This is a genomic window from Actinoplanes sp. TBRC 11911, assembly GCF_012933445.1.
In the GTDB taxonomy this organism is placed as follows: domain Bacteria; phylum Actinomycetota; class Actinomycetes; order Mycobacteriales; family Micromonosporaceae; genus Actinoplanes.
Genome location: NZ_JABBNC010000027.1, coordinates 111,712 through 136,640 on the forward strand (window position 1 = coordinate 111,712; position 24,929 = coordinate 136,640).

General features: G+C 63.4%; 15 protein-coding genes. 7 read left to right on the top strand and 8 right to left on the bottom strand.

All coding sequences use genetic code 11. The features are described from left to right. Positions 1–10 precede the first annotated feature (10 nt). Together HH310_RS30020 and HH310_RS30025 are read right to left on the bottom strand one after the other, a co-directional pair. Positions 11–1,129 carry an IS630 family transposase gene (locus tag HH310_RS30020; RefSeq protein WP_312034411.1) on the bottom strand — a complete coding sequence of 373 codons (1,119 nt, stop codon included), beginning with the start codon at positions 1,127–1,129 and terminating at the stop codon, positions 11–13. A 344-nt stretch (positions 1,130–1,473) separates the two neighbouring features. Continuing rightward, positions 1,474–2,592 carry an acyl-CoA dehydrogenase family protein gene (locus HH310_RS30025; protein WP_169179058.1) on the bottom strand — a complete coding sequence of 373 codons (1,119 nt, stop codon included), beginning with the start codon at positions 2,590–2,592 and terminating at the stop codon, positions 1,474–1,476. Positions 2,593–3,771: 1,179 nt separating this feature from the next. Here HH310_RS30025 and HH310_RS30030 point away from each other — a divergent pair. Continuing rightward, on the top strand, positions 3,772–4,308 hold the full coding sequence (locus HH310_RS30030) for a helix-turn-helix domain-containing protein (RefSeq protein ID WP_169179059.1): 537 nt from the start codon (positions 3,772–3,774) through the stop codon (positions 4,306–4,308). Positions 4,309–4,436: 128 nt separating this feature from the next. On the opposite strand, the gene HH310_RS30035 is transcribed toward HH310_RS30030, so the two are convergent. Then, positions 4,437–5,135, bottom strand: coding sequence for a DJ-1/PfpI family protein (locus HH310_RS30035; RefSeq protein ID WP_169179060.1), 699 nt, complete (start codon positions 5,133–5,135; stop codon positions 4,437–4,439). Between the two features lie 304 nt (positions 5,136–5,439). Then, positions 5,440–6,396: an MsnO8 family LLM class oxidoreductase gene (locus HH310_RS30040; protein ID WP_169179061.1), complete on the bottom strand. Its 957-nt coding sequence runs from the start codon at positions 6,394–6,396 to the stop codon at positions 5,440–5,442. Between HH310_RS30040 and HH310_RS30045 the strand changes: the two genes are divergently transcribed. Then, complete coding sequence (locus HH310_RS30045; RefSeq protein WP_169179062.1) at positions 6,395–6,583, top strand: hypothetical protein; 189 nt, start codon at positions 6,395–6,397, stop codon at positions 6,581–6,583. The genes HH310_RS30040 and HH310_RS30045 overlap by 2 nt on opposite strands. Here the strand turns inward: HH310_RS30045 and HH310_RS30050 are convergent. After that, a complete protein-coding gene (locus HH310_RS30050) occupies positions 6,570–7,973 on the bottom strand; it encodes an FAD-binding oxidoreductase (protein WP_169179063.1) in 1,404 nt (467 codons plus the stop codon). The two genes, HH310_RS30045 and HH310_RS30050, sit on opposite strands and share 14 nt — an antisense overlap. Before the next feature lie 168 nt (positions 7,974–8,141). Next, entirely contained in the window at positions 8,142–8,564 is a 423-nt protein-coding gene (locus HH310_RS30055; RefSeq protein ID WP_169179064.1) for a hypothetical protein, read from the bottom strand. 274 nt (positions 8,565–8,838) lie between these two features. On the opposite strand from HH310_RS30055, the gene HH310_RS30060 reads away from it, so the two are divergent. Then, complete coding sequence (locus HH310_RS30060) at positions 8,839–9,594, top strand: SDR family NAD(P)-dependent oxidoreductase (protein ID WP_169179065.1); 756 nt, start codon at positions 8,839–8,841, stop codon at positions 9,592–9,594. Between the two features lie 248 nt (positions 9,595–9,842). After that, a complete protein-coding gene (locus HH310_RS30065; RefSeq protein ID WP_169179066.1) occupies positions 9,843–10,445 on the top strand; it encodes a TetR/AcrR family transcriptional regulator in 603 nt (200 codons plus the stop codon). A 7-nt stretch (positions 10,446–10,452) separates the two neighbouring features. On the opposite strand, the gene HH310_RS30070 is transcribed toward HH310_RS30065, so the two are convergent. Next, positions 10,453–11,433 carry a DUF4331 family protein gene (locus tag HH310_RS30070; RefSeq protein WP_169179067.1) on the bottom strand — a complete coding sequence of 327 codons (981 nt, stop codon included), beginning with the start codon at positions 11,431–11,433 and terminating at the stop codon, positions 10,453–10,455. 944 nt (positions 11,434–12,377) lie between these two features. On the opposite strand from HH310_RS30070, the gene def reads away from it, so the two are divergent. The 3 genes from def to HH310_RS30085 all read left to right on the top strand — a co-directional run bounded on the left by def (position 12,378) and on the right by HH310_RS30085 (position 16,279). Next, positions 12,378–12,914, top strand: a complete 537-nt coding sequence (def, locus tag HH310_RS30075; RefSeq protein WP_169179068.1) for a peptide deformylase — start codon at positions 12,378–12,380, stop codon at positions 12,912–12,914. 758 nt (positions 12,915–13,672) lie between these two features. Next, positions 13,673–14,314: a chorismate mutase gene (locus HH310_RS30080; RefSeq protein WP_211192781.1), complete on the top strand. Its 642-nt coding sequence runs from the start codon at positions 13,673–13,675 to the stop codon at positions 14,312–14,314. Between the two features lie 1,242 nt (positions 14,315–15,556). After that, the gene (locus HH310_RS30085) at positions 15,557–16,279 is read left to right on the top strand and encodes a DUF3152 domain-containing protein (protein ID WP_211192786.1); all 723 of its coding nucleotides are present in this window, start codon (positions 15,557–15,559) and stop codon (positions 16,277–16,279) included. A gap of 712 nt (positions 16,280–16,991) precedes the next feature. Here the strand turns inward: HH310_RS30085 and HH310_RS30090 are convergent. After that, positions 16,992–24,395 carry a hypothetical protein gene (locus HH310_RS30090; protein WP_169179070.1) on the bottom strand — a complete coding sequence of 2,468 codons (7,404 nt, stop codon included), beginning with the start codon at positions 24,393–24,395 and terminating at the stop codon, positions 16,992–16,994. Between the last annotated feature and the right edge of the window lie 534 nt (positions 24,396–24,929).

The following is a 24,929-nucleotide window of genomic DNA, read 5'->3' on the forward strand; positions in this document are numbered from 1 at the left end:
GGTGTTGGGGTCAGGCTGCTCGGGTGGCGGGTTGGCCCCAGCGTCGTTGGCGTTCGCTGCGGATGCGGGCGCGTTCGCGGCGTTGGGCTGCGATGATGTCGGGGTGGCGGGCGTTGGCGTTGCGCCAGCGCAGGTAGTTGTGCAGGTGACGGGTCAACGCGGGGTGGTTCGGGTGGTTCGAGCCGGCGATCACGAAGGTGCGTAGCGGCCCGAACTGGGCCTCGATGGGGTTCGCCCAGGACGCGTAGGTCGGTGTGAAACACAGCTCGACCTTGTTCCGCGCTGCCCACGCCCGGATCCTTTTGCCCTTGTGCGCGGACAGATTGTCGAGGATGACGTAGATCGGTGCTCCGTCCGGGCGTGCCCGACGGATCGACTTGAGCGCGGCCAAGGTGTTCGCGGCACCTTTGCGTCGCCGCACGACGCCCCAGAGTTGGTCATCGCCGAGCGAGTAGCAGCCGTGGAACTGCCGGACACCGTGCAGCTTGTGATAGTTCGCGGGCAGCCTGCGCGGATGGCCTTTGCGGGCCCAGCCGGAACCGGCCTGCGGACGGATGACCAGTGGCCCGAACTCGTCGAACGCGAACACCCGCTGCGGAAAATGCGTGGTCACGTAGTCGATGCGGGCGAGTTTCGCGTCGCGCTGCGGGTCGGTCGATTCCTTCCACGTCTTGGTCCGCTGGAACGTGATCTGGTGCTTGATCAGCAGCAGTCGCAGCCGTTCGCGCCCGATCTCGATCGGGCGGGCGGCCAGCGAGCGCAGATGCTCGGCCAGCTTGCGAATGCTCCACCGGGTGAACGGGCGCCCCAAGGCCTCGGGACGGGTATTGGCCGTCGTGACGATGAACTGCTCGTCGTCGCTACTGATCAGGCGGGGACGGCCACCCGCCCACCGAGGGTCCAGGCTGGCCATCCCCATCTCGTTGAACCGGTGGATGACCTGCCGGATCGTGTCCTCATCGGCCTGCACGAGGCGGGCGATCGCCGGCACCGTGTTCCCGCCTGCCGACGCGAGCACAACCATGGCCCGCCGTAATCGGATCGGTGAGCCGGTGCCTCGACGGGTAATGCGCAGCAGCTGTTGACCTTCCTGGTCGCTGAGCCGCCGCACTCGTACTGGATCTGCCACCACCACAGCCTGACCGCCGCACCGCCATCCGGCCACCAGCCCGGACGGCGTGTCATCCAACACCGTGAACGTTCTTGGTCAGGGCACTAGCTCGAGCAGCGATCACCCTGGCGGAAATCTTCCCCAGGCGACTGGTGCCGAGGAAGCGCGGTAGGCGCAGCCAGCAACGCGTTGATCGCCGGCGTCATGAAGACCCGGCGGCAACTCGCGACTCATCCCTCTCAGTCGCTTTCCTCCTACCTCTGTGGCGATGCGCTCCACGCACTTCCCGCGACCCGGTTCCCTTGGCTGGGATGACACTCGCCTATGGCGTGAACGTCATCCCAGCCTCTATCGAAGGCAGCTCAGAACAAGGAAACGCCCGGATCGAGACCAAACCTGACACGGCCGGCAGCGTCGAACAGCGTGGCTGAGTGGTTCGCGTGCTGAAGCGTCACCATCCCGTCGCGGAACAGCCGCTCGATCGGATTGCCGATGTAGAGCGACGAGGAACTGCTCAGCTCATACATCGCGACTAGCACCTCGCGAACAACCTGAGCGGCGTGACTCATCGCTGACCGCATGGCGGCTCGACGCCGCAGGGAAGAGTCAACGTTCGCGATCGTGTCGAACAGCAGCAGCCGAGCGGCATCGAGGGCGGATTGCGACCGTGCGACAACCGACTGGGTGTGTGCGAGCTCCGCAAGCCGTGACCCGCTCATCCCCGTCTTTACCGTCGCAAGCTTCACGGTCTCGTCGATAGCAGTCTGGGCCAGACCGACCACCACCGCGGTGCAGCCGGGAATGACGAGTGCCGGGATGAACCCCCGGTAGAGCGGCCGGTCGATGACAGCTGGCCGGTCGAGCCGGACCACCAGGGCCTCGGCGACCACCGCGCCGTCGACGACGATATCGTCGCTGCCAGAACCCCGTAGACCGTTCACATTCCAGGTGTTCTTTATAGTGATTTGGTCCCGGCGCACCGGGAAGAGCCGGACGTCTGGTGTACCAGCTTCGGTGAGTCGCGGCGATCCGTCCTCCACAACGCCGGCGATTACGATCACCCAGTCAGCGCCGTTGACACCACTGACGAGCCGCCAGCTACCCGACACCCGGTAGCCATCCTCGACCGGTACCGCCACACCAGGCATTCCGGAGTTGGCGAAGACGGGCTCTGACTCGCCCCAAATACGCGCGGTCCCCGCCTCCTCCATCATTGCTCCGATAAAGCCGAAGTTTGCGTTCCACACCACCCAAGCGACCGAGGCATCGAGGCGGCCGAGTTGTTCGTACACCGTCATTGTAGTGGTCAGCGGCGCCTCGGCCCCACCGAGATTCTTCGGCGTGAGCATGCGGAATGCTCCCGCCTCCCGCAGCTCGGTACGCAGCCTCGCGGGAAGGTCGCTGCCCGCGTCAATGTCCGCAGCAGCGGCCCGGATTAACGGCGCGAGCAGGGTGGGAATCTTCTCAACATCGTTCGTCATAAGATACCTCCAGTCTGAGCAATTCATACGAGTGGCCCGGTCGAATTGATGATCGGGGATCCTGACTCGGGGCTTCGGCGTCGACGCTGATATCCCATGGGTGAACGCCGATCACGTAGGCACGCCCCGTCCGATGTTCGATGCCTCACATGACGGCGCTCTTCGGCCCAGAGTGCGGAGTCAGCGGGGTCAAGACACCGTCGTCGTCGTTCCGGCAACGGTTTCGCGGGCGCTTGTTGTGTGGTACGAGACGCCGAGACATACCACTGAACGCTGGGCGAGCTCGATGACGACTCGACACACCACCTCCGGGGCGTGACATAGGTACAGGCAACCGGTATCTGAAAGGTCAGAGGGCAGGCCGCCGGATACGGTGGAGGCGGGGCCGCGTCACGGCGTAGTAGCCGTGCCGCTCGTGCAGCTTTGTTGTCGAGGCCAGTGGCTTTCAAGGTAAGCGGGGTGCCCGGTAGCTTCGAGCCGAGTGCAGGTGTGGTCGAGCAGCCGGTTATCCCTGCATCAGTTCTGCGGCCAGCACGCACAGCGAGAAATAGCGGGTGCCAGCGTGGTTCGACCGCATCGATGGGCACGATCAACACATCAACGTGCTCGAGTGGGCCCGATCAGTACCGGCAGGTTCAGCGAGCCAAGTCACGTACTTTCGCGCTCGGAGAAAGAGCCGGCGGGGTCACACCACGCCGGTGCTGCAGAGCTCGCTTTACCCGAAAATGGTGGCCCACAGTGCTGTCGTCGGTCATCAGGGCCTCGACGTCCCCGATGATTGCGTTCTCGATGAGAATCCAGCACCCGGCCTGAGACCAGGTCCGCGCCCGGCCGGATCGAGCAGCAGAAACGAGACGATGTCGAGGTCGACGAGGCTGTCTTTAATCAGGGTGGCGCCGTGGCCATGTCACCCGTGCCTGAGGCGCGTCGCACAGGCATGCCGGTGTGCCGGGTCATGAAAGGTCCTTTCCGCAATGCGACATCTAACAGGGTCGCATTGCTGAGGCTCTTGTGGATCTTGGCCTGTCGTACGGCAGAGGAACCGTGGGGGGACGCCGGCGGTAGCCGCATCCGAGCGGATGGTGGTGACGTACCACACGACAGACTGCCCTGTGCTAACTCAGGTAGGGAGTAGTCAGCGTTATACTTCTAACACTGATGTCGCAGTGAGGAGTAGATATGTCGATCATCTTCGAAGGGAACCTCGCAGATCGCAGCACGTGGACACTCGACGACTGCTCGATCTCGATGACGATGGACGCCATCGGCAACCGGTCAACGATCGTGATCCTTCGCGAGGCGCTTTATGGAACAACGCGCTTCGACGACTTCGTCCGGCGCACCAAGACCACCGACGCCATCGTTGCCACCCGTCTCAAGCACCTCACCGAGCTGGGCTTGCTCACCAAGGAGCCGTACCAGGAGCCGGGCCAGCGCACCCGCTACGAGTACCTGCTCACCGACAAAGGCAAAGATCTTTTGCCCGCTCTGTTTGCGCTCAAACAGTGGGGAGACAAGTACCTCCAGCCAGAGGGTGGCGAGCCGCTGAGGCTCGTGGAGCGCGCCACTGGAGAGCCCATCGAGATCGTCGCCCGAAGCGCCTCAGCGACAGACCTAGGACTGGATGAACTTGCCATCGTGGCGAACGGAGCCTTGGCCCAGGAAAAGCGAAGGACGGGCGCTGCCACCCGCCGCAGGCCAAAGCAGTCCGCCTGACACCGCCGCGTCACCGTCCTCGCGCCGCCACCGATATGCACTGTCAACGTTGGATTACCAAAACGAGGCCAGGCTGCTGGAACTCCCGTGCTAACTGCCGAATTTGACGGGGCACCACGTTCTACTAATCAGTCGGGCAAGAAGACATTCTCCCATGTGTCCTGAACCCGAGATCGGTCATGCGGATCTTCCCGCATCACGGGACCGTCGAGAGCGAAGAGGCTCTCGCCGTGCAGCGGCAGCGAATCCCAGGTTGCGGCGAGATCCCGGCCGTGCCCTTCACCGAACAGATGCCAAATTAGTGCGATCGTGGCGGCGTGCACCGTTCCGGCGCCACCCGCCGTGAACAACTTATTCTCGGGGTCGACCCGCCAGGCCCGCCGTGGGGTCACGACCTTCGTGCCGAGCTGAGCCAGCCGGCGCGAGAGCGTTCCCGGCGTAGTCACCTCGCGGCCTTCGAGGATGCCGGAGCGGTGCAGAACTCCGACACCGGCGCAATTGCCGGCCACCCAGCGTCCTTCCGCGTGATGCGCCCGGATGAGGTCAAGTACTGCAGGGTCTTTCGAGGCTGCGCCAGCTCCGATGCCACCTGGTATGTAAAGCAGATCGAAACGGTCATCCGGCGTGATCTCGCGTTCGTTACGAACATGGGCTCCCATGTGGGTCGTGATCTCGCTTCCGGAGAAGGCGCCGAACGTAACCTCGAGCGACTCGCCTCGATTGTTGATTGACCAGGCCAATGACCTGAACAATTCCCAAGCGGCGAGCAAATCCTGCTCGCCGAACTGCGGAAAGGCGAGGAAATGGATCGATTTGATAATAGCCATGCAAACTCCTCGACTGGTACGGACCATCGACCGGGACGTACCTCCAGCCCCGTCCGACGCAGATTAGGCTGGCGGCGCGTGCTCCACTCTCATCGAAATCCTCATGCACGACGCTAGCGACTGGCTACCTGCCCATCAAGTCAGATCCCGAGTGACGATGGACATGACCATCACCGAGACCGTAGGCGTCCCCCCGTACGAATTGGCCTCGACGACCGACGACAGGCACGACGGGCCGCGGCTTACGGCGGCGCAGGCTGTAGCGGCTCGGGTTCGATGACTGCACTACATTCGATGAACTCGATCAAGACTCGCCCATGATCAACTCAAAGGAACGGGCGCGCTCCTTGGCGTCGATGATGGGGGTCCACAACATAAGTTCGTCCGCTCCGAACTGGGCTGTCAGCGCCGTTAAGCGCTCGTGGACGACCCGTGGGCTGCCCTGCACCGCATGCTCGCGCAATCCAGTGACCGCCGCGTTCTCTTGCGCCGTGAACTCGTACGAAGCGGCGCTGGTCATGTCCAGCAGCGGTTGATCAGTGTGATTGATGGCCTGCCTGGCCCGGTGGATCTCAATGGGACGGGCCAACGCGTCAGCCTCAGTGTCTGTCTCAGCGCAGATAGCCTGGATCGACAGCATCACCCGAGGGCTGTCGTTCCATCGCGAGGGCCGGAACGCAGTGCGATAGTACTCCAGCGTCTCTACCGCCTGCTGCGGCCTGATGTGGTAGGCGAATGCCATCGGCAGACCGAGGTCGGCAGCCAGCCGGGCACCCGAGGGGCTCGAAGCAAGAATCCACGCTTCCGCCGGGTCCGGCTGTTCACCGATGAGTCGCAGGATGTCGGCCACGCCACGGTGGTATCCCTCGTCGGTGACCGGCTCAGCGCCCGGACGAAGTGCCCTAGCTGTCGCTTGATCGACTGTACCGGGTCCTTTGCCGATACCTAGGTCGATCCGCGTAGGGAAAAACGCGGTCAACGCCGCGAACTGCTCAGCCACCGCCAGTGGCGCATGGTTGACCGCGAGCACACCGCCGGAGCCCACCCGGATCGACGAGGTTGCCGACGCCACCCGGGCAATGCTCACAGCCGGCGGAAAAGGCGGATACGCAAGGGATTTGTGTCGCTCTGCGTACCAGATTCGCTGGTAACCCAGACGCTCGACGGTTTGCGCGACATCGATGATTCCGCGTACGTCGACCGTCGGATGCGCGGTGACGAACGCAGGGATCTCCAATACGGACAGGGGAGTAACAGACATGCTCCTGACTATACTATTAGATAGTCAGGAGCATGAGGCCCTCCGCCTCTATCGAGTCCGACATCACACCAGCACGACGCCGCCGCGCGCCAAGCATTACGCCGAGGTGAGTGGCGTTGCCGCCGTCGAACTCGAGCGGCACGGCGAGATCGACGGCATCGACGGAACGTTCGCTACGCGGGATTGATGTTGAAGTTGACGCGAAAGATGTTGTCCGGGTCGTAGGTTCGCTTGACCGCGACAAGTCGGTCCCATGTATCACTTTCATAGGCTCGCCGGACACCTTCAGCATTGGCGTCGGCTGCAGAGAGGTAGTTGACGTTCTGGCGCCCGGTGCTCCACGGGGCGAGTCGCTGGATCAATTCGTCGAGGTGCAGATTCAGAGCGGCCATCTCGTCCGGTGAGGCAAGGCCGAGAGTATGCAACGCGAAGCCCGCGTCGCGGGCGCCGACGGCACTGGGATGAAACGCGGGAAGCGTGAGTGCTCCGCCGAGATGAAGCAGTTCGGTCAGAACCACAGGGCTATCCGCAGCAGGGCCGGCGAGCTGGACCAGGGCCTCGACTGCCCCAGCCGGCAGATCGCGCAACAGCAGGGATCGATCATGAAAAGGCAGCGGGTCGACGGGTTCGTTGTAGATCGAGTAGATCTCCGCGAATGGCATTTCCGCCACGGTGTCCAAGAGCCGAGGTCCGATGGCCCGAAGCGGTTCGATCAGGCGCTCGCCCTCACGGGTGCCACCTAGATAGGCAACACGGACCTGCGCGATGAGCTTGCCCCGCAACAGCTCGGGAAAAGGCGGGAAGGGAGGCACCCGCAACAGCCCAACGGACGAAGTCATCGCGTCAGGTTGGTCTGTAGTCCACCGGCTCCAGGTGCCAACCACCTCGGCGATGCAGTCGCCAGGGAAAACCAGGACACCGCCATACAGACGGACGACTGGGACGAGGCCAACCTCGATAGCCGTCACCACCCCGAAGTTGCCTTTGCCGCCGCGCACCGCCCAGAACAACTCGGGTTCGGTGTCGGGGGTGACATGCCGAAGGACGCCATCCGCGGTGACGAGGTCGAAGGTGAGGACCCGATCGGAGGCGAAGCCGTAGGCGCGGCTCAGCGGTCCAAGGCCGCCGCCGAGGGTATAACCGGCCACCGTGACGCCGCCCGCGCTGCCGGTCAACGGTGCCAGCAAAAACGGCGCTGTCTCCTCGACGAGGCGATGCATCCGGACTCCCGCACCGACGCGGGCGCTGCCAGCCCACGCATCGACAGTAACGCTGTCCATCCGTCGTGTATTGATCAATAGAGCGCCTTCGGCAGGCACCATGCTGCCGTGACCACTGCCCAGGACAGCGACCGGCATTGACTTCCTTGCCGCGAATCGCACTGCTGCCTGGACGTCGCGCTCAGTCGTCGCTCCGACGACCACTGCTGGACGTAACGGTACGGACAGGTTATAGCCGGCGCACTCACTCTCATAGCCTTCGTCACCTGGCTGCAGGACCGGCCCGGCGATCTCGCTCACCAGGTCACGGATGGTGCTGCTGCCGTGAAGATCCTCATCGCCTGCAAAAGTACTCATCTCGACGCCTTAACTAGACTCCATAGCTGGCTTGCCCGGACGGATGCCCGCCAGCGAGATCTGCTTCGTTGCGATTGCGTGGCCGCTTCGGGCAATCACCGCCCGGCAACACCGAGGAGCCAAGCGATCCGCGATCGGCGGACACGGCGGGAAATCCGTCCCTACGTGTCAGCTCCATTCCGCGGCCACGGCCATCAGTTTTAATCGTTCCGCACCGGCGTGGATGGCGGGAACAGTGCGTCGGGTCAACGTGAGCGTTGCGCTGGTCTCTTGCGGTCCGATATCGCCGATCTCGTCGTGGGCGGCGACGGTGTCGCCGCCCACGACGACGAGTTGCTGAGCATCGCTGGACAAGATGGGCGGTGCCTGCGGGGCGACCCGCCGGCCAGTCGGCACCGGCGATCCCCATGAGACGATCACGTCACGAGCGTGTAGGTCGGGCGAACAGTTCTTCACCCGTAGCCTGACGTAGGCCGAGTCAGTCGACAGTGCCGTGCGCGCGAGGTAGTCGTCAGTAACCTCGGCATCGTCAACAGGGTGCCAGAAAGCCAGGTAGTCGGGCAGGTCGTAGAAGGTGACTGCCGTGGCCAAGGTGGAACCTCCTCATGTATCGCCGCGGGCTTCGGCGGTTCGCGACGGCATGTGTCCACATCTACCGCCCTACCGGGTATTTTTTACCGCCGACTAAAAATCTAGGGTCACGACGATCGCGCGTCAAGCGGATGCCTTTTGCGCCACAGTCATGTGCTGCGTTGACATTCAGGACGGTCCGCACTAGTTTTTTAGCGTACGGTAAAGAACGCAGGCGAGTCGTGCACCTGCCCGACCCACACGTCCCATCACGATCCGTGAGCGAGGAACAGTAATGAACAAACCGTTTACAGGGAAGGTCGCCCTAGTGACTGGCGGTTCGCGAGGCTTAGGGGCGGCCACCGTCAAGATGCTCGCCGAGCAAGGCGCCGACGTGGCGTTCACCTATCACAGCTCGAGTGAGCTCGCAGAAACAGTCGTCGAGGAGGTGCACTCCAAAGGCGGCAAAGCTGTCGCGTTTCGCTCCGATCAGGCCGACACCGGCCGCGCAGCAGCGTTGGTCGGCGAGGTAGTGGCAGAATTCGGGGGGTTAGACATCCTCGTAAACAATGCGGCGATCTCGGTCGAGCAGGGACGCACGGTGGACGATCCCGACGCGGACACCGCCGCGCAGGATCGGATGCATGCAACGAACTACCTCGGTGTGATCGCCCTCATCCGAGCCGCCTCCAAGGTCATGCGCGACAACGGGCGCATCGTCTCGATCAGTTCAGGGCTTGGCACGTTGGTCGGTCTGCCAGGTCTGGCCGACTACTCTGCGAGTAAGTCCGGGATCGAGCGATACACCGCCGGCGCGGCGCGGGACCTCGGGCCTCGCGGTATCACAGCCAACGTCGTGCAAGCGGGGCTGATGGAGAGCCCGACGATGAAGCCGCCGCCTGAGGTCCTCGAGGCCCTGGTGAGTTCGTTATCGCTGAAGCGTATCGCCGACCCCGACGAGATCGCGGCGGCAATCGTCTTCCTGGCCAGCCCTGCTGCGTCATACATCACCGGGGCGAAACTGGACGCCAACGGCGGATACAACGCCTGAGAGGCGGCATACAGAACGGCCGAAGAGAGCGGGTTGACGAGTCCGTCAGCCCGTCTCTTGCCATCGTATTTACCGAACGGCTTGGCGAGTCCCGTCGGTTGCCACCGGGTCCCCTGCCCTCCCCCGCCTCTACTGCTACGAAGGGCTTGACACAACGCTGACAGCTTGCAGGGCCTGCGCCCCGGTGGTGGTTGCCGTCGCGGTATTTTAGTGACCGGGACAATGATTGGCGTGAACTGGAGGCGACGATGGCTGGTGGACGGCCGCGCTCGTTCGACCGTGATGCGGCTCTCGACCGAGCCCTGGAGGTCTTCTGGCGCCAAGGCTACGAGGGCACGGGGATCTCCGACCTGACCAAGGCGATGGGCATCAACAACGCCCCCAGCCTCTACCACGCCTTCGGGAACAAGGAACAACTCTTCCACCAGGTGCTCGACCGCTACACCGACGGCCCGGCCCGTTACATCCGTGAGGCGATGGCCCGCCCCACAGCACGCGACGCGGTCGAGGCGCTGCTGCATGGCGCCGCCGACGCGACAACCGATCCCGAACACCCTCGGGGGTGTATCACCGTGCAGGGCGCGCTGCCATTCTCGCCGGGTGCGCAGGCGGCGCACGACGAGCTGACCGCTCGTCGGGCGGCCGGAGAGGCGGCGCTTCGTAAGCGGCTACGGCGCGCCCGCAAAGACGGCGAGATTCCGGCCAGTGCCGACCCTGATCGGCTGGCACGTTACTTCACCACCATTTACCAGGGCATCGCGGTCCAGGCTGCCGGTGGGGCAACCCGGAAGCAGCTGCACCAGATCGTGGACACGGCCATGGCAGTCTGGCCCCGACAAGATGACGCCTGACCGGACGTCACGACGGTTCGCGAAAATAAGGGAAGGCTGCGGTCATCGTGGAGTTGTCCAACCCGATCAGCACAGGAGTGTTGGTCGCCATCGAGAACATCACGTTTGGCGCGTTGTCGATCAGCGACCGTCCGTTGATCTCCAAGAATCCGTAGACCGCCTGGGTACCCAGCGTGTAGGGCAGCACATCCGGGAGAAACCTGGCGGCGAAAGCTGCGCCGTATGCCTGCGGATCAAGCACATTGCCGTACGCGGCGACGAGAGCAGCGATCGCGCTGGCGAGTTGTTTGCCGTAGTTGACGGTGTCGTCGGCCGGAGGCGTGTGGTTCAGCTCCTCGCCCCACTGCTCGTCAAACTCGGCGAAGAGCGGATGGATCATCGGGAAACCGACTCGCTTGACCGGCTGCCATCCGTCAACGCCCGTGACCAGACTGGTCAGCGCCCAGACGGTGAACCGCTGATCATCCGCGAGCATCGGCTGGAGTTCATCGTCCGGAACCTCCAAGACGATGGTATATACGCTCTGCCTGGCGAACGGTCGTTCTGCCGCGGAGAGGTCCCCCGTGTCGATCCAGGACGGATCCCCGGCGCGTCCGGTCCATACCCGTGTGCCAGAGGGCGCTGTCACAGTCTGGCCGGTGACGCCCTCGAGGATCGTAACGTTCTCGGTTTCAGCGTGCGACAAAGCACTGGCAGTGTCATACAGCGCCTGCAGCGTCAGGGCCTGCCGTCCAGAATTGTCCAGCTCGCCGAAGGTAAACCGGTAGACCACGTTTTCTCTCGCGTCGCCGTCGGTGTCAAGCCTAAATTCGTACCGTGCTTCTGGGTGATATCCGGCGGGTGACTGTTTCCCAGTGACATCGGCGAAGAACGAGTGGTTGACGTTCATCACGAAGACTGTTCCTTCTTCGCCGCGAAACACGTACAGGTCAGCGATATTCAACCGAGTGTCATCGCGAGTCACCGGTGAATCAGGTTCGTACAACATGAGGGTTCACACCTCGCCTTCCATTGTAAGTCTGCTGCCCGCAGCTGCCGCCGGCGGCGGCGAGCGCGGGCCGTGTTAGAGCCGCGCCGCGGTCACGTGGCGGGCTACCGCCGAAGCTGCTCATCAGCACCGAACCGTTCGCCCCTGCCGCCAGACCTCTTCGCCGGAACCCCGCACGCGGGACTAGCGGTCACATCGATGTCGATTTCACGAACTCGTCACCGTCAATCACCACGAGATTCCGGCGACGGCGCCCCGGCGCACACAGCACGGGCTGGCATTTTGGTCTTCCTACTCACCACCCTAGTATCTGACTACCAGATCGCCAAGCTAGCGTAGCGCCGAGCGTACCCGCCACGGTCTTGACCCCCGAGCAGCAGCGACCACAGCCGCACCCCGCGGGCGTCCGAGCCAAGGCGCCGCGATCGTCGGACCTCGTCAACCGGCCCACCGGCGGCTTCGTCCGCTACCCCAATCAAAAGGACTGCGTGGCACGAGGGTCCGACCGCCTGAATCGAGGCAAAGGACACCGCACTGGAGAGGGTTGGACTCGCGGTCGAAGCGTCAGACAACAACGACCACATGCGTTTGCCGGACCTCGGCGTCGGCGTCGGCGTCGGCGTCGGCGGATCAGGCTGTGGTGTCGGTCTCCATACTCCGCCCTGACACATCTGAGTATTATAAGGTATAGTCAGATGCTCGGTGAGCATCGTTCCCCTCCTGGCGTCCTTATCACTTTTGATCGTGAGTAATGACAAACCGGCGGACGACCCACGGGTTCCACGGTCACTGGGTTTCCAAGCTCTCCTATTGCGCGTCGTCACCAAACTGCCAGGTAGGAGCAATGCGGTACCAATCATCATAGTTCCATCGTCTCTTTCATCGTCCGTGTGGAGGTCCGGCCTCCGCACGATCAGATGTCGTTGCTGAGAAGGGGTTTCTGGATGTCGGTGTTGCCCATCCTGAAGGTCGGCGATCCGGTACTACGCCAGGTCGCCGAGCCAGTGACCAATTTCGACGCAGAGCTTCGCCGCCTTGTAAGAGATTTGAACGCGACACTGAAGGCGTCACGTGGCGCCGGCCTGGCTGCACCACAGCTCGGCGTGGGGCTGCGAGTATTCGCCATCAACCCGCACCTGCCCGGCAACCGCTTGCGGCTGGACCACTTGGTCAACCCCGGCCTGAAGTTCCCCGACGAGGAGATGCAAGACGGGCTTGAAGGGTGTCTTTCCATCCCGGGGATCTACCTTGACACCAAGCGCCGGATGAATGTGGCAGCTACGGGCTACACCTCCCACGGCGACCCCGTTCAGATTGTCGGCAAGGGGCTGCTCGCCCGGTGTATACAACACGAGACCGATCATCTAGACGGCGTGCTGTTCATCGATCGGCAGGATCCAGAGGTTCAAGCGCAGCTGATCGCGACGTTGCGTGAGGCAGCCTGGTGGGACGCCGACATCCAGGTCAGCCCGCACGGATAAGCTTCACCAGGCCCTGCCGGCTCGACCGCGAGCGGCCAATGCCGCGTCGCGCCGACCTGAGACTGCGCAGCCTGATGCTCAGACCCACCAGCCGTACGGGCTGCCGTAGTGTTGATCCGGGGACCCGGAAACCGAAACAGAGCAACCGGATTTCGGGTCTCCAGCCTCCACGAGCAGCCACCGCCCCGGCGAACGCGCAGTTTCGGCACAGCCGCGGGCCGGCGTCGTATCGTGCGCACCCAGACGTTCCTTTGTTGAGATTAACGTCATCCTTGGACTCCGTTTGGGACGCCTTGTCGTCGCTGCTCATCTTGGCGTCCCCCAGAGAGGAATTCGCTGCACGGTAACGTCGATGGGCTTGTACGCCGGCGCACACAGCAACGAGAAATGCCACGGTCGAGTTCGAGCTTGCATCGGCTGCTCCTATCTCGCTGGTTCACCATTATGATCTGCGACATCGCCTCCAGTTGTCGACAATCGACGCTCATCTTCGGTCTTCGACATCGAAACAGAGTCCGCGGCGATCGGTTCGTCTTGCATGTTCGCTGCCACATGCCGGCCGTCACTATCGCAATCAGGTCTGTTGTGGCGTGATGAGAGAGCATCGCCTTGAGGCCGCCCGAGCCCAGATACCGAGATTGCGACCTCTATCTCAGAAAGAAGCAGAACTAGCCACGCTCATGTGCGTCTGAGTTGTCATGGGCATGATCAAATCCCGGCCCGCCGTAGATGGGGTTCGACTCACGCAAGGAGTAGTCATGAAAATCAGGAAGTTCAGCGTAGGTGTCCTCGTGGTGGCCTCGGCCGCCGCAGGCGCTGCGCTCATAGGCACCGTTCCTGCGATGGCCGCACCGGCGGACCACAGTCAGGCGATATCAACAACACCGAGTCACTCAGCGTCGGTTGGGCCTTTGGGAACTCTCACGAACCTCGTCGTCAAGCGTTTGTTTATCAGCGATGACGTCGCGGCCGCGAAGTTTGGCACCAGCTCTCCCATCGACGACCCGGTGCGCGAACAACAGGAACTCGATGAGGTCAGTCAGCGAGCCACCGAAATGGGCTTGGACCCGACGGCAACCGTCGCATTCTTTAAGGACCAGATCAGTGCCAGCAAGGTCGTCCAGAAGGGTGATTTCGCGCGGTGGACGGCGCACCCTGAAGAGGCGCCGACGACCCGGCCCGATCTCGGCCAGATCCGCATCGAGCTCGACCAGCTCACCACCCAGCTGCTCGACGAGCTGAAGACGACGGCACACCTGCGTGCAGAGCCTCTGGCCTGCTCGATCAGTCTGGCAATCGCGGCGCAGACCGCAACAGTGCTGGGACATCTCGACACTCTTCACCGGCAAGCGCTCGACGTCGCGACCCACGACGTCTGCGAGACCCCTCGCCACGTGTGAGCCGCCCGGCTGTGGTCGGAGGCATCGCCTCCGTCCACCGCCGCCGTCGATAATCGGGAACCCTTAATCGTGTGTGACGCAGAGCCTTGACGAGGCAGTTCGTGTGGCCACACCAAAGATAAGCCCACGCGGAGCGGCGGATGTTCCTGCTTATCCGGTAAGGGCAACAGCGAGGTGGTGCGCCGCCAGCTCATGATCGAGCAATTCTCATCGCTCGCGCGCAGGCCGGCCATACAATGATCGTCGACTTCGTGGTGTGCCATCCAGAAGCCGACGCAGGGGCAGCGATGCGAATGGCGTCCATCAGGGTGGCGGAGAGCAGCTCGTTCTCCGCCTCCGGGAACGGCTAGCGGCGGCGCACACAGGCGTACGAGATATCGAAGTCGGCGTCGGCCCAGCCCATCTATCCGTTCGCACCGTAATGTCCGAACGCTCGCTTCAGGACTCCGCGCTGAACCGTCGCTGCTGAACGACGCCTGCCCGAGTGCAAGGGCGGTCCGACGGTTCATAATCTCGATGGGCCGACGTGGCCAAATCCTCGGCAACCTCTGACAACGTTCCCGACTCCGGACCGGGTGTCGGCGCCTTTGCCGGGCTGGAAAGCGGCCATGAATCGAGATCCGAGGACAGCTCCCTTGGCGGCGTCAGTGTGTCCCGACGAGGTCGGTGCCGCCTCAAAGATTTACTACGAGACGCCCGCTCGCGTAGACGCAAAGCTGCACCCCGGGTCGATCTGCTGCGTACCAAGAAACGGGCAAGATGCTCTTCACACGACCAAAGCCCGGAGCCGCGAATCCATGTACCTCCACCATGCGATTGCCTTCGTTCACGTAACGCCGGAAGCCGCACGACCGCCGAACCGCACGTCCAAGCACACATCTGACTACCTAATATAGTATCCAGATAGGCCACGCTCACCGATAGGCGGGGAGACACCCTGGCCAGCAAAGGTCCGCCACGTCATCGCACAGCCTGACGGCGATGTCGGCTTTCACCGTCGCGGAGCGCTTGCTGCCCTTGGAAGGTTCGGTGGTGGCGCGCACACCGGAGGAATCACCAACTCGCTGGCTGCCTTCGCGCTGGCGATAAAGCCTGGCGGCAGGCCTGCGACGAGTGCATCGGACGCCGGACAGGTCCTCACTCCAACCAACCTGATACCGCTGCCGATCGTCATCTCCCCGCAGCAATGCAGAAGGAGACGAGATGCTGTTCCGATGGGTAGTACTACTGGCGATCGCCGGAATGTTAACGGCGTGCGGAACGGCGGGCAGCCTTGCGGCACGACCCTCCACAAGAGTGAGTAGTGGCATAGTGCCGTTGCCGTCACCCCAAACGCCGACTCCGCCACCGACCAAGATCACCTATCCCGCGAACGGCCACCGGAAGTGGATCATCGCTCCTACGGGCTCGGCTACGGTTGGCACCGCTGGACGGGTGCTTCGCTATCGGGTCGAGATCGAGAGCGACATCAAGGGCGTCTCGCCCACGGGATTCGCTCGTACGATCACTACCACGCTCGCCGACCGTCGCGGCTGGACTGCGGGCGGCGCTTGGCGATTCCGGCAGGTCGGGGCCGGCGAGACGTATGACACTACCGTGTATCTGGCGACACCGGATACGCGAGACAAGCTCTGTGAAGACACCCCGGACGGATACACTTCCTGCCGTAACGGCACGCGCGTGGTGCTGAACGTGGCTCGGTGGGTGAAGGGTGTACCCGACTACGGCGCACCGCTGGCCGTATACCGGACGTACATGATCAACCATGAGATGGGACACCGGCTTGGCTGGGGTCACCAGCTCTGCCCCGGTGCCGGGCGGCCGGCGCCCGTAATGCAGCAGCAGACGCTAGGCCTGCACGGATGTGACGCCAACCCCTGGCCCTACCCACACGGCATCCTGTACGCGGGTAGGTTCGGCGTTTACGCCGACAAGCCGCCAGCCCGCGATCGCGGGTCCAAGTAAGATGCCATCCAACGCCTAATTCTCGACGTGTTAGCGGTACGGCAGGCGGCATGATGTAACAGCAGCACGGTGGGCGATGCACTAACCATCCTCTGATCAAACCTCATGCCGTCTGCTCCCCAACCGGACAAAATTCACGACGACCGGTCAACGTCGCCCCACCAAGGCGCGGTTCATATATCGACGCGACATAGCCGGCCAGGCGGCGGTCCAACCTGTCGAACAACCGGCGGCAGCTGGAGGGATAGCGGAACAACTGCACGCCAGATATTGGCTCGGCCCGGGCCATGACCCCGCTTATCGTTTCGTCCGGCAGTTCACTCGCAAACTGCTCGAACTCCCCGACGTCTGCCGAAGGTGTGTTGTGCCAGCGGCTGAGCACTACCCAGCGGCTTGCCCTGCCGCTCACGACGCGACCAACATCTCCGGCGCCGACCCGCGCCGAGCGCATCGGCGACTAGTGCGGACGCTGACACCAGCTGCTCGAGTTCGCTGACAGGCGTACGTCTGCTTTGGACGGCAAATGCGATCCTTGACGTGCGGTCGCGCGCACGCGGCGCGATTCGCCCACGTCGACGCGCCCGTTGCCACACGGGGGCGCCGATAATCGATACCTGGTCGTCATAGGGGCAAGAATTAGGCGAAGATGTGGCCCAGTTCAAACCGGTGGATTGTCCGCCCCGGCTCACATTCGAGCCCACCTGTGTAGCCGCTACGCCCACGCCAATCTTCCGAACCTCACAACATTGAATCCGCCGTAGTGCTTCAGTTCCTCCACCGTCGTCAGCTGCATCCAGCCGACCTCGGACGGCGGCTCGTTCGCGTTGGGGTTGAGGTCGAGCGGATCGTAGGAGTACAACGGGCGATTCCAATGGCTCATCACGAGCTGGCGTCCCTGCGCATCACGCATGCCGAGACTAAGGGCGACGTGGTCACGAAATCTGTCGAAGATCACTACGTTTCCGACCGGAATGGTTGTCTGACCGATTCCGGTCGACGCCGTGGAGAAGTCATATGACGAAAGGTCTCCTCGATATAGCGCCCGTTCCAGTGACGAAAAATAGGCGTCGTCGCCCGCTTGCGCGATCTGCGCCGCGTCTGAGTACGATCGGACGTCTCCGATTTGATGCTGCTTGGCGTTCGCCGCTGAAGATGCCGTCCAGGTGGCGTGAGCGTATATGTTCTGGAGTTGCTGCTTGGTGACGAGTCCGGCCCGGTAGGCAGCGAAAAAGAGGGCTTCCCAGCAATTCATGACACCATCGGATATTGAGGGTTCGGCTATGAGATCCGCGCGATCCTGGATCCAGGATTGGAAGTCGTTGTGGTAGCCACCTGTAGTGGCAATTGATCCCGTCCAGCCGTTAGTGGCGTCGGCGCCGCTTCCACCACGCCACCGCAGCCCATTGATCATCGCGTACGCCGCGCGGGCCGCATGTTGGGATCGTGTCCCAGGCACGCCGATAAGAGACGCCGGGTAATGGTGCTGATACTGGGTTTGAGCGAGGTTCTGACCTTGGTTGTGGGCATGCCACTGGCTGGTGGAGTGTCCATAGCCGCCGCCGGAGGGCTGCATGCCGGGCCTGGCACGTCGCGGCGGGTCGGTGATGGCGGCGGCGAGGCTGGTATCCGCGACGGCCGGCGACGACGATCTCAGACCCACGTCCTGTTGAACCCACAAGAGGTAACCCTGATCGTTGACGGGTACCCACAGCGCACCCCCTAACGCCGACGGCAACGCGGCCGGATCCACCGCGATGTACCGCTCATCGCCAGCGGCCTGCGTCTCCACCAGCACCAGCCGGTCATCCGACGACGGCCTGCGTACCAACACCATATGCTGAGGATCGTTCGGACGCTTCGTCCACAGCACGGTGACCGCTCGCCGCGGCAACAGTGTCAACGCCTCAGATGAGGCGGGCACAAACTTCCCACCCAGTCGAAGGGCAATCTCGGACGCGGTCGCCACGTCGCCGTCACCGACCGACCGCAACGGTGGCACCCCTAACCCGGTCAGTACCGAGCCGACCCGGACCACGCAGTCCGCCGACTCACCGTCCCAGTTCTGCAGCCGGTCAAGCGCGGTCGCCACCCAGGTATCGCTGTCCGTGTCAGTGGTCATCCTGCGGCCGAACCGCTGGGTGAGCGTACTCATCTTGACTCGTGACTGTTCCGATCGCAGTGATTGTGTTGAACCGAGATTGAGGTTCGGCCGCCGTTCCACCGCCATGTACGACCGCTCTGCTGGGTCTCTAACGGCCGGCTGAGACGCACCGTTTCGTAGGCTGGGCCGCGGATTCATAACCGATTCCAGGGCTGGTCCGCCGGCGCCGCTTCGCAAACCAGGGCGCGCGCTTCGCGATGGATCGGTGAACGCGGACGTAAGACTGCCATCAGGTACAGCCACCCTCGCCGCTTGCACTCGCGGGCGTCCGCGAACCGAGTCTGCCTCGGCGTCCGTGTTCAGCCGGACGTAAAGGAGGTGGCCATCATCATCGACGGGTACCCGCAGCGAGCCAGACAGCGTAGTCGACCTCAGCACGGTGTACCGCTCGTTGCCGGAAGCCTGAGTCTCAACCAGCACTAGCGGCCGGTTAGGAGAACTTGGGCGGTGTACCAGCATCAGGTGCTGGTTATCGGACGGATGCTCCGTCCACACCACGGTAAGTGCACCCGCCGGCAACTGAGAGAACGCGCCAGCGGACGTAGGCTGAAAAAGCTGAGCGCCTAGTCGTTCTTGTATACGAATGACGTTTACCACGTCATCGTCGACCGGCCGCGACCCAACCTGCAGCGCCGCCAGCACCCGGTCGACACGGAGTACGCAATCCGCCGTTCTGCCGTCCCACTTCGGCAGCTGGGAAACCGCAGCTCCTACCCAGGTATCAAAGCGTGGCGGTTCGACGTCGCGAGGCCGCGGGCCGACCACACCTGCTCCACGAGAGGGAGCTGCCGAATCGGTGGGGGCCAGCCACCATGAGGCGGTTTCTCCCTGGATCTTGTGGATCCGGATTTCAGCGTCACCGTCTTTGATTCTTTTTCTGTTAATCCCCGCCGCAACGGCTCTTAGTTCTTTTTCGACCTCGCCAATAGCAATGGAGTCAGTCAAGCCCAGGGCTTTTCTAAATCTCGTCGTGCTGACGGGATTATCCCGGGAACTTTCGATTAGCAGCCCGAAGACCGCGGCTTGCTTTCTGTCATAGTCATCGACGGCGTCCATTCCACGGGGGCGCCGCCGGCTGACTCCCGGCGCTCCACGAGCCGGTTGCGACTGAGACTCCAGAAACGGTTGGGATTCCGGCCTTCCGCCACCAGATTTCTCACCATCCTGTCCACTCCGGGGCTGCCCCGCAGTCCTTTCCGCACGACGAGCCGGGCGTGGCCGCAAAGCCGGGATCCCGTCGGCGTTAGGGTCGGACCCGGCCGTCGCACCAGCCTTTTGATCTTGCGAAGCCAGCCGATTCTGCTCCATTCGTGGATTAGTTGGCCTGCTGATAGGTGGATCCAGCCACCACATCGACCTTTCCGGGTTTTCGAGAACCTGCGCTCCCGCGTGATTTTTTCCAAGGCTTTCATTAGTGGCCGCAACGACAGCGGCGATACTATCCAGGACTTGTCCTGTGGGGGTGGCGGAATTAAGGCCGAGGACTTCTCTAAAACTCTCCATCGTGATGGGGCTGTCCTCGGAACTCCTGAATAACAGCCGCAGAGCCGTGCTGGGAATCCTGTCTTCGGGAGGGGCCCGCTCGATCGGGGGTGGCGGCTGAGTTCTACTGACGAGGGGCCAGGCGTCGTAGTGTTGCTTTTCCAGCCAGACCCGCAGGGTTCCCGCATTCGGGTCATTGACAACTTGGGCTTGAGGGTCAGGGGAATAATACCCTTGCGGAGCACTGGGAGTCCCGATGAACAGCCGCATACCGACGGCGTCAGCCAGGAGAATCGGATAGTAGTCACCTATCTCCGACCCCCACGTGGCACCCCAGTTTCTGACCTTGTCCGCGACAGCTAGGCGCTCCGCGCGAGTTGGTTGTCCTTCAACATCCGCGAAACCGCGGTAGGCATAAATGGCGACAACACCGAAGTCTTCGTGGCGGATCATCAGATCGGCGATACGGTCGGCGATCGCGATGACCGCTTGTCCTAGTTCGGGCCGGGCGGAAGGGTCGTCGCGCTGCGGAAAAAAGTCCCGTACAGCGATATCAGCGCGACCTATATCCGTCAACGTGGCGATCTTGCCGAGCCAGGCCGCAACTCTGGGGTTGGTATTAAAGACCAGGCGTGCGAGCTGGCGCGGAGCGACGATGATCGCGGAGTTGATAAAACACCAGCCATCCGCGGGGACGGCTAGCCGCATGGGCAGCGACGACTGCAACGGCTCCTGCGTCGATCGCTCCTGCGCTGTCTGCGTCGACCCTGGCAACGCCCGCGAAGGCTGCGACGGCCCCTGCGACGGCCGCGACGGCCCCAGCTGATCTGCTCGGGGCCGCGGGCCCATCAACCGTGGGCCAGAACGATTTGACGCAAATGGCCGGGCCTGGTCCGGCTCAATGTGTCTTGGCCGGCCGGTCCCAGTCGGCCTAGGGCCGAGCGGTCGGGTCTGCGGACTCGGCTGCGTGCTTGCTGGGGCGTTGCCAGGCGCGGATGAGTCAGCCCCGTCTTCCGTAACAGCGAGTGCCTGCCATCGTGGTGTTTGCCTTGAACCAACCCCGGGATTCGGCTGCCCGTCGGTGAGAGCTCGTGCTGTCGACGGCCGAGTGAGGACACCAGGCCACGGTCGCGGGGTCCCGGCCGAGTCGATCAGAGCGGCGTACAGCCCCGTCGCCTGGGACAGGGCCGCCGGTTGCTCTCCCAATCCGAGAACCCTGCTGCCATCGGGCGCCTGGAGATCAACCCAGCGAGGCCCCTCAGAGGTGTGGTGCAGAACAAGCGCGTGGGCCTGCCTGCGACCCGGCCGAATCGCGACAACGAACGCCGATCCTCCGCGGCGGAGAGTCGCAGCCGCCGACTCCATGGCCGCGTAGTCCGTCGATGTCCAGAACCCGTCGGTGAGCAGCTGGTTGCGTGCCTCGGTGAGATTGGGCATCACGCGGCCGGTCGACCAGACGGCAGTGTCAGTGTGGGCGAAACCGGGTCGTCGGCCGTAGAGCCTCTCCCCGAAGGCGGTCGCGAGAGCGACACAGTCGGCGGGTGCCATCGCACCGTTGCCGGTGACAGTTCCCCGTACCGCTTCGACGGTTTCGGCGGCCACCCCGATAAGCGCCTGAGGCGCTCGACCCGCCACCGGTGCCAGCCGATCGAACACTCTTGAATCGGACAGCTGAGCCGCGAGTTCCGACCGCCGAGCTCCGTTGCTGGGGCCGGGTACCGGCAGCGCCTCGCTGATGGGGTTCAGTGCGGGACGCTGCATCGGGTACCGTGCCCGATCCTCGAGGCCGCGGGGTGTGCCGGCGTCCAAGCTCGGATCCACCAACGCCTCCGCGGTTCCGCCGCCACTGCCTTGGGCCGTCGACGCTGGCACGCTCGGCGTTACCCCGCCCAGATCAGGCAGGGCGATCGGCCGACCGCCGCTGTCGAACGCCAGCAGTTGCGTCCCCACCGCGCTCAGGTCGGCCGCTCGCGCATCGCCGGGCGTGGCCTGGTCGCGGAACGTCCCGCTCTGCTGGGAGTCGACCCAGCGTGGCTTTACCTCGCCCGTGCGCCCGTCCCCGACGAGGCCGTATACGTGACTGGTCCCATTGGGGCGGCGGGTGTGCAGGAGCACCATCGCACCCGGATTTCTTGTGACGAATTCGAACACCGTGCCGGGTGCGACACCACGCGCGGACGAGAACTCGCTACCGAGTGCCGTCTCCAGATCCGCGACCGTAGGAGTGAGGGTTACGCTGTCGTCGAGCGTCACACGGCCATTCCCCAACCGTCCGTATAGGGCGGTGAACGCGCCCAACGCTCGCGGCAGGCAATCCACCGCGTTGATGATCGCGTCGTCGTCGGAACTCACCTCGACGTCGGTAACCCACCGCTCCAGCCGATCCATCGATACCTCGGCAGAGCCGTCGCGGAACACCCGCATGGTCGCCTGCCGCAACGCTGACACGGCCCGGGGTGAAACATGGATATTGACGGCAGCTTCAACGGCGGCGGGATACACGGTTCCCTCAGGATCCGACGTCGTAGTGACGGGCATGTCCTGGGTTGAGCCGACCGATGGGGACTCGGTCGTGGCCGGGCTACCCGGCGATTCAGGCTGGTTGCTGATCGGTGGGGCAGCCGCGGGTGCAGACGAGGCAGTCGCCGTTGGGTTCACCGGATTTTCGGTACGCGTGGGGCCGGCGGCGGACGCGTCCTCGGGCTGAGACCAGACCTTCCGGGCTGCAGGCGGGGCGTCGACGGTCGACGTACTCGATGTAGCAGGCACCGCTTCGGCCGAGACTTTGGATGGTCCCTTCGGATCCGGCCCTCCCGGTGCCGGCGTGCCAGCGGTCGCCCGAGGGGCGTCATGTGCGGGCGCGTCAGTGTTTGTGGTCGTGCCCTCGTTTGCGACCAACGGAGCGTTGGTGCTTGGAGCAGTGTTTGCGCCCGGGCCGGTCTCCGTGGTCGGGGCGGTTCCCACCAGGCCGGCGCTCGTTGCCGGACCGCCGTTGGTGACGGGATTGCTGTTGCCATCCGGGTTGGTCGTGGTAAATACCGGGAAGGTGTCCGTTCTTCTGACGTCACTGCCGACAGGGCCGGAAGCCCTGGCGGGCGCAGCTGTCGCATCAGTCACAACGTCGCCCGTGGCCGACGTTCCGACCGGCCCGCTGTTTGGCCTATTCCCGGTTGGGCTGCTCTCCGGTACCGGATGAGCGAGAGAGGCCGGACCGCCACCTGGCGGCTCTCCAGTCAGGACAGGACTTTCTATGACGATCGCGTCTGCCTGGCCAGGACCGTCCGAAATAGCCCCCGTGTTCGGAGCAACCAACATCACCGGTTCATTCGAACTCTCGTAGGGTGGCGGCGGGCCGTTCGGGACAGCCGTCAACGGTGTCGCGTTCGCATAGGGCGGTGGCTTTTCGTATGGGGGTGGGGCTGTGTGGTCTGTCTTGGTGGGCGAGTGCTGGTCTGTCGAGGAGTGCTCGTCGTGTTTGTTGGTGGGTGAGTCGTGTGGCTGGGTGAGGTGGTTGAGGGAGGTACCGATGCTCGTTCCGGTGAAGGTCGCCAGCCCGGAGACTCCACCGGATACCGCGGTCATCGCTACACCGATCCCGGTGATCTGCTGATGCTTCATCCCGTTGTACGAGGTCTCCCCCGCGGTCTCGTGCACACCTTCCTCGCCGACATGCCCCACACCATGACCCAGCGTGCGAGCAACACTGTGTCCGCCACCGGCGTGACCTGCACCCCCACCCGCCGTCGTGACCAGCTTGTCCACCACCGCCTCGCCGGAACGGGATGCGGCACCGGTGAAAACCTTGGCCAGCGAGCCACCGACCACACCGCCGGCCCCACCCAGAAACAACCCGACCATGCCGGTCCACGCCCCGACCCCGGCCGCCTCCCGGGTGAAGTTGACGTTCCAGCCATGCGTGTCGGACATGATGCTCAACTGCGCGATCACATCCATCAGCACCTGCAAACCGATACCGACGACCTGACTGGCGACCACCGCAACGATCAACTGGGCAAGCCACTCCGCGATCACGAACCGGCCGATCACCAGCCGCGCCGCGATCTCACTCATGATCCCCGGATAAAACCAGGCGATCGCCAGCGCCACCGCCAACTCGACCATCAACTCGATAACGGTCAGCACCACCATAATCTGCGTGTATTCCACCTGATTCGCGGTGTCATCCAACCCGTTACCCATACGCCGCACATACTTCGACGCAACCGCAAGGAACCCATCGTCCGACACATAATCCTTCATCGTGTCGACAAAGGCCCGCTCGGACTCACCCATCACCCCCTCACGAATCCGATTAATCCCCGCAACCAACATCGGAATGACCTCGTCGACACCATCAGCAGCATCACCATGCGCCGCCGCAATCACACGCAGCAAATCCGGATCCGTACCCGGCAACTCTTCCCCGGTAAGCCACTTCAAAAACTCCGCGACCCCGTTCGACACCTCGATCACCGGCGACGCCCCATCCCCACCCCACCCACCACAGCCACACCAACACTCCCCCGGCATGACCCCACCACTAGCACTACCTAACGATGACCATTCTTGTCACTACCCGCACCAGCCCTACCCCCCTTACCACCCGCCTCACGAATATTGTCATCCTCAGCATTCTCCAAAAGAGACCGCAAACTATCCACCTTACTGACATCACCCTTAGACAAATCCGTGATACCACCCAAAACCTGACCCACCAAATCCCCCATCTGATTCACCGACGCGGTAATCGCCTTGTCGATGTCGGAGCGCTACCGGTCAGCACATCGCATAGCGGGTGGCCCAATCTGTCATGCCTCGACCGCCGCCGTACAGCTCTCGGCCGTGACCGCTGAGCAGTTGGCCATGAGGCATCCGTGGCGCTACTCGCCGTGGACCGCTTGGTGCGTTCACCGAAGAGATCAATCAGGCGGGGCAACAGAATCGAGTTCACGCTGGCGGCTTGGCCAAAATGCCCTGCCGGACCAAAGCTGATCGGCGGACATCGGG

Bases quoted from the DNA above. Each gene is read 5' to 3' on its own strand.
- HH310_RS30025 (WP_169179058.1), bottom strand. From the start codon at position 2,592: ATGACGAACGATGTTGAGAAGATTCCCACCCTGCTCGCGCCGTTAATC.
- HH310_RS30030 (WP_169179059.1), top strand. From the start codon at position 3,772: ATGTCGATCATCTTCGAAGGGAACCTCGCAGATCGCAGCACGTGGACA.
- HH310_RS30035 (WP_169179060.1), bottom strand. From the start codon at position 5,135: ATGGCTATTATCAAATCGATCCATTTCCTCGCCTTTCCGCAGTTCGGC.
- HH310_RS30045 (WP_169179062.1), top strand. From the start codon at position 6,395: ATGCTCCTGACTATACTATTAGATAGTCAGGAGCATGAGGCCCTCCGC.
- HH310_RS30040 (WP_169179061.1), bottom strand. From the start codon at position 6,396: ATGTCTGTTACTCCCCTGTCCGTATTGGAGATCCCTGCGTTCGTCACC.
- HH310_RS30050 (WP_169179063.1), bottom strand. From the start codon at position 7,973: ATGAGTACTTTTGCAGGCGATGAGGATCTTCACGGCAGCAGCACCATC.
- HH310_RS30060 (WP_169179065.1), top strand. From the start codon at position 8,839: ATGAACAAACCGTTTACAGGGAAGGTCGCCCTAGTGACTGGCGGTTCG.
- HH310_RS30065 (WP_169179066.1), top strand. From the start codon at position 9,843: ATGGCTGGTGGACGGCCGCGCTCGTTCGACCGTGATGCGGCTCTCGAC.
- HH310_RS30070 (WP_169179067.1), bottom strand. From the start codon at position 11,433: ATGTTGTACGAACCTGATTCACCGGTGACTCGCGATGACACTCGGTTG.
- def (WP_169179068.1), top strand. From the start codon at position 12,378: ATGTCGGTGTTGCCCATCCTGAAGGTCGGCGATCCGGTACTACGCCAG.
- HH310_RS30080 (WP_211192781.1), top strand. From the start codon at position 13,673: ATGAAAATCAGGAAGTTCAGCGTAGGTGTCCTCGTGGTGGCCTCGGCC.
- HH310_RS30085 (WP_211192786.1), top strand. From the start codon at position 15,557: ATGTTAACGGCGTGCGGAACGGCGGGCAGCCTTGCGGCACGACCCTCC.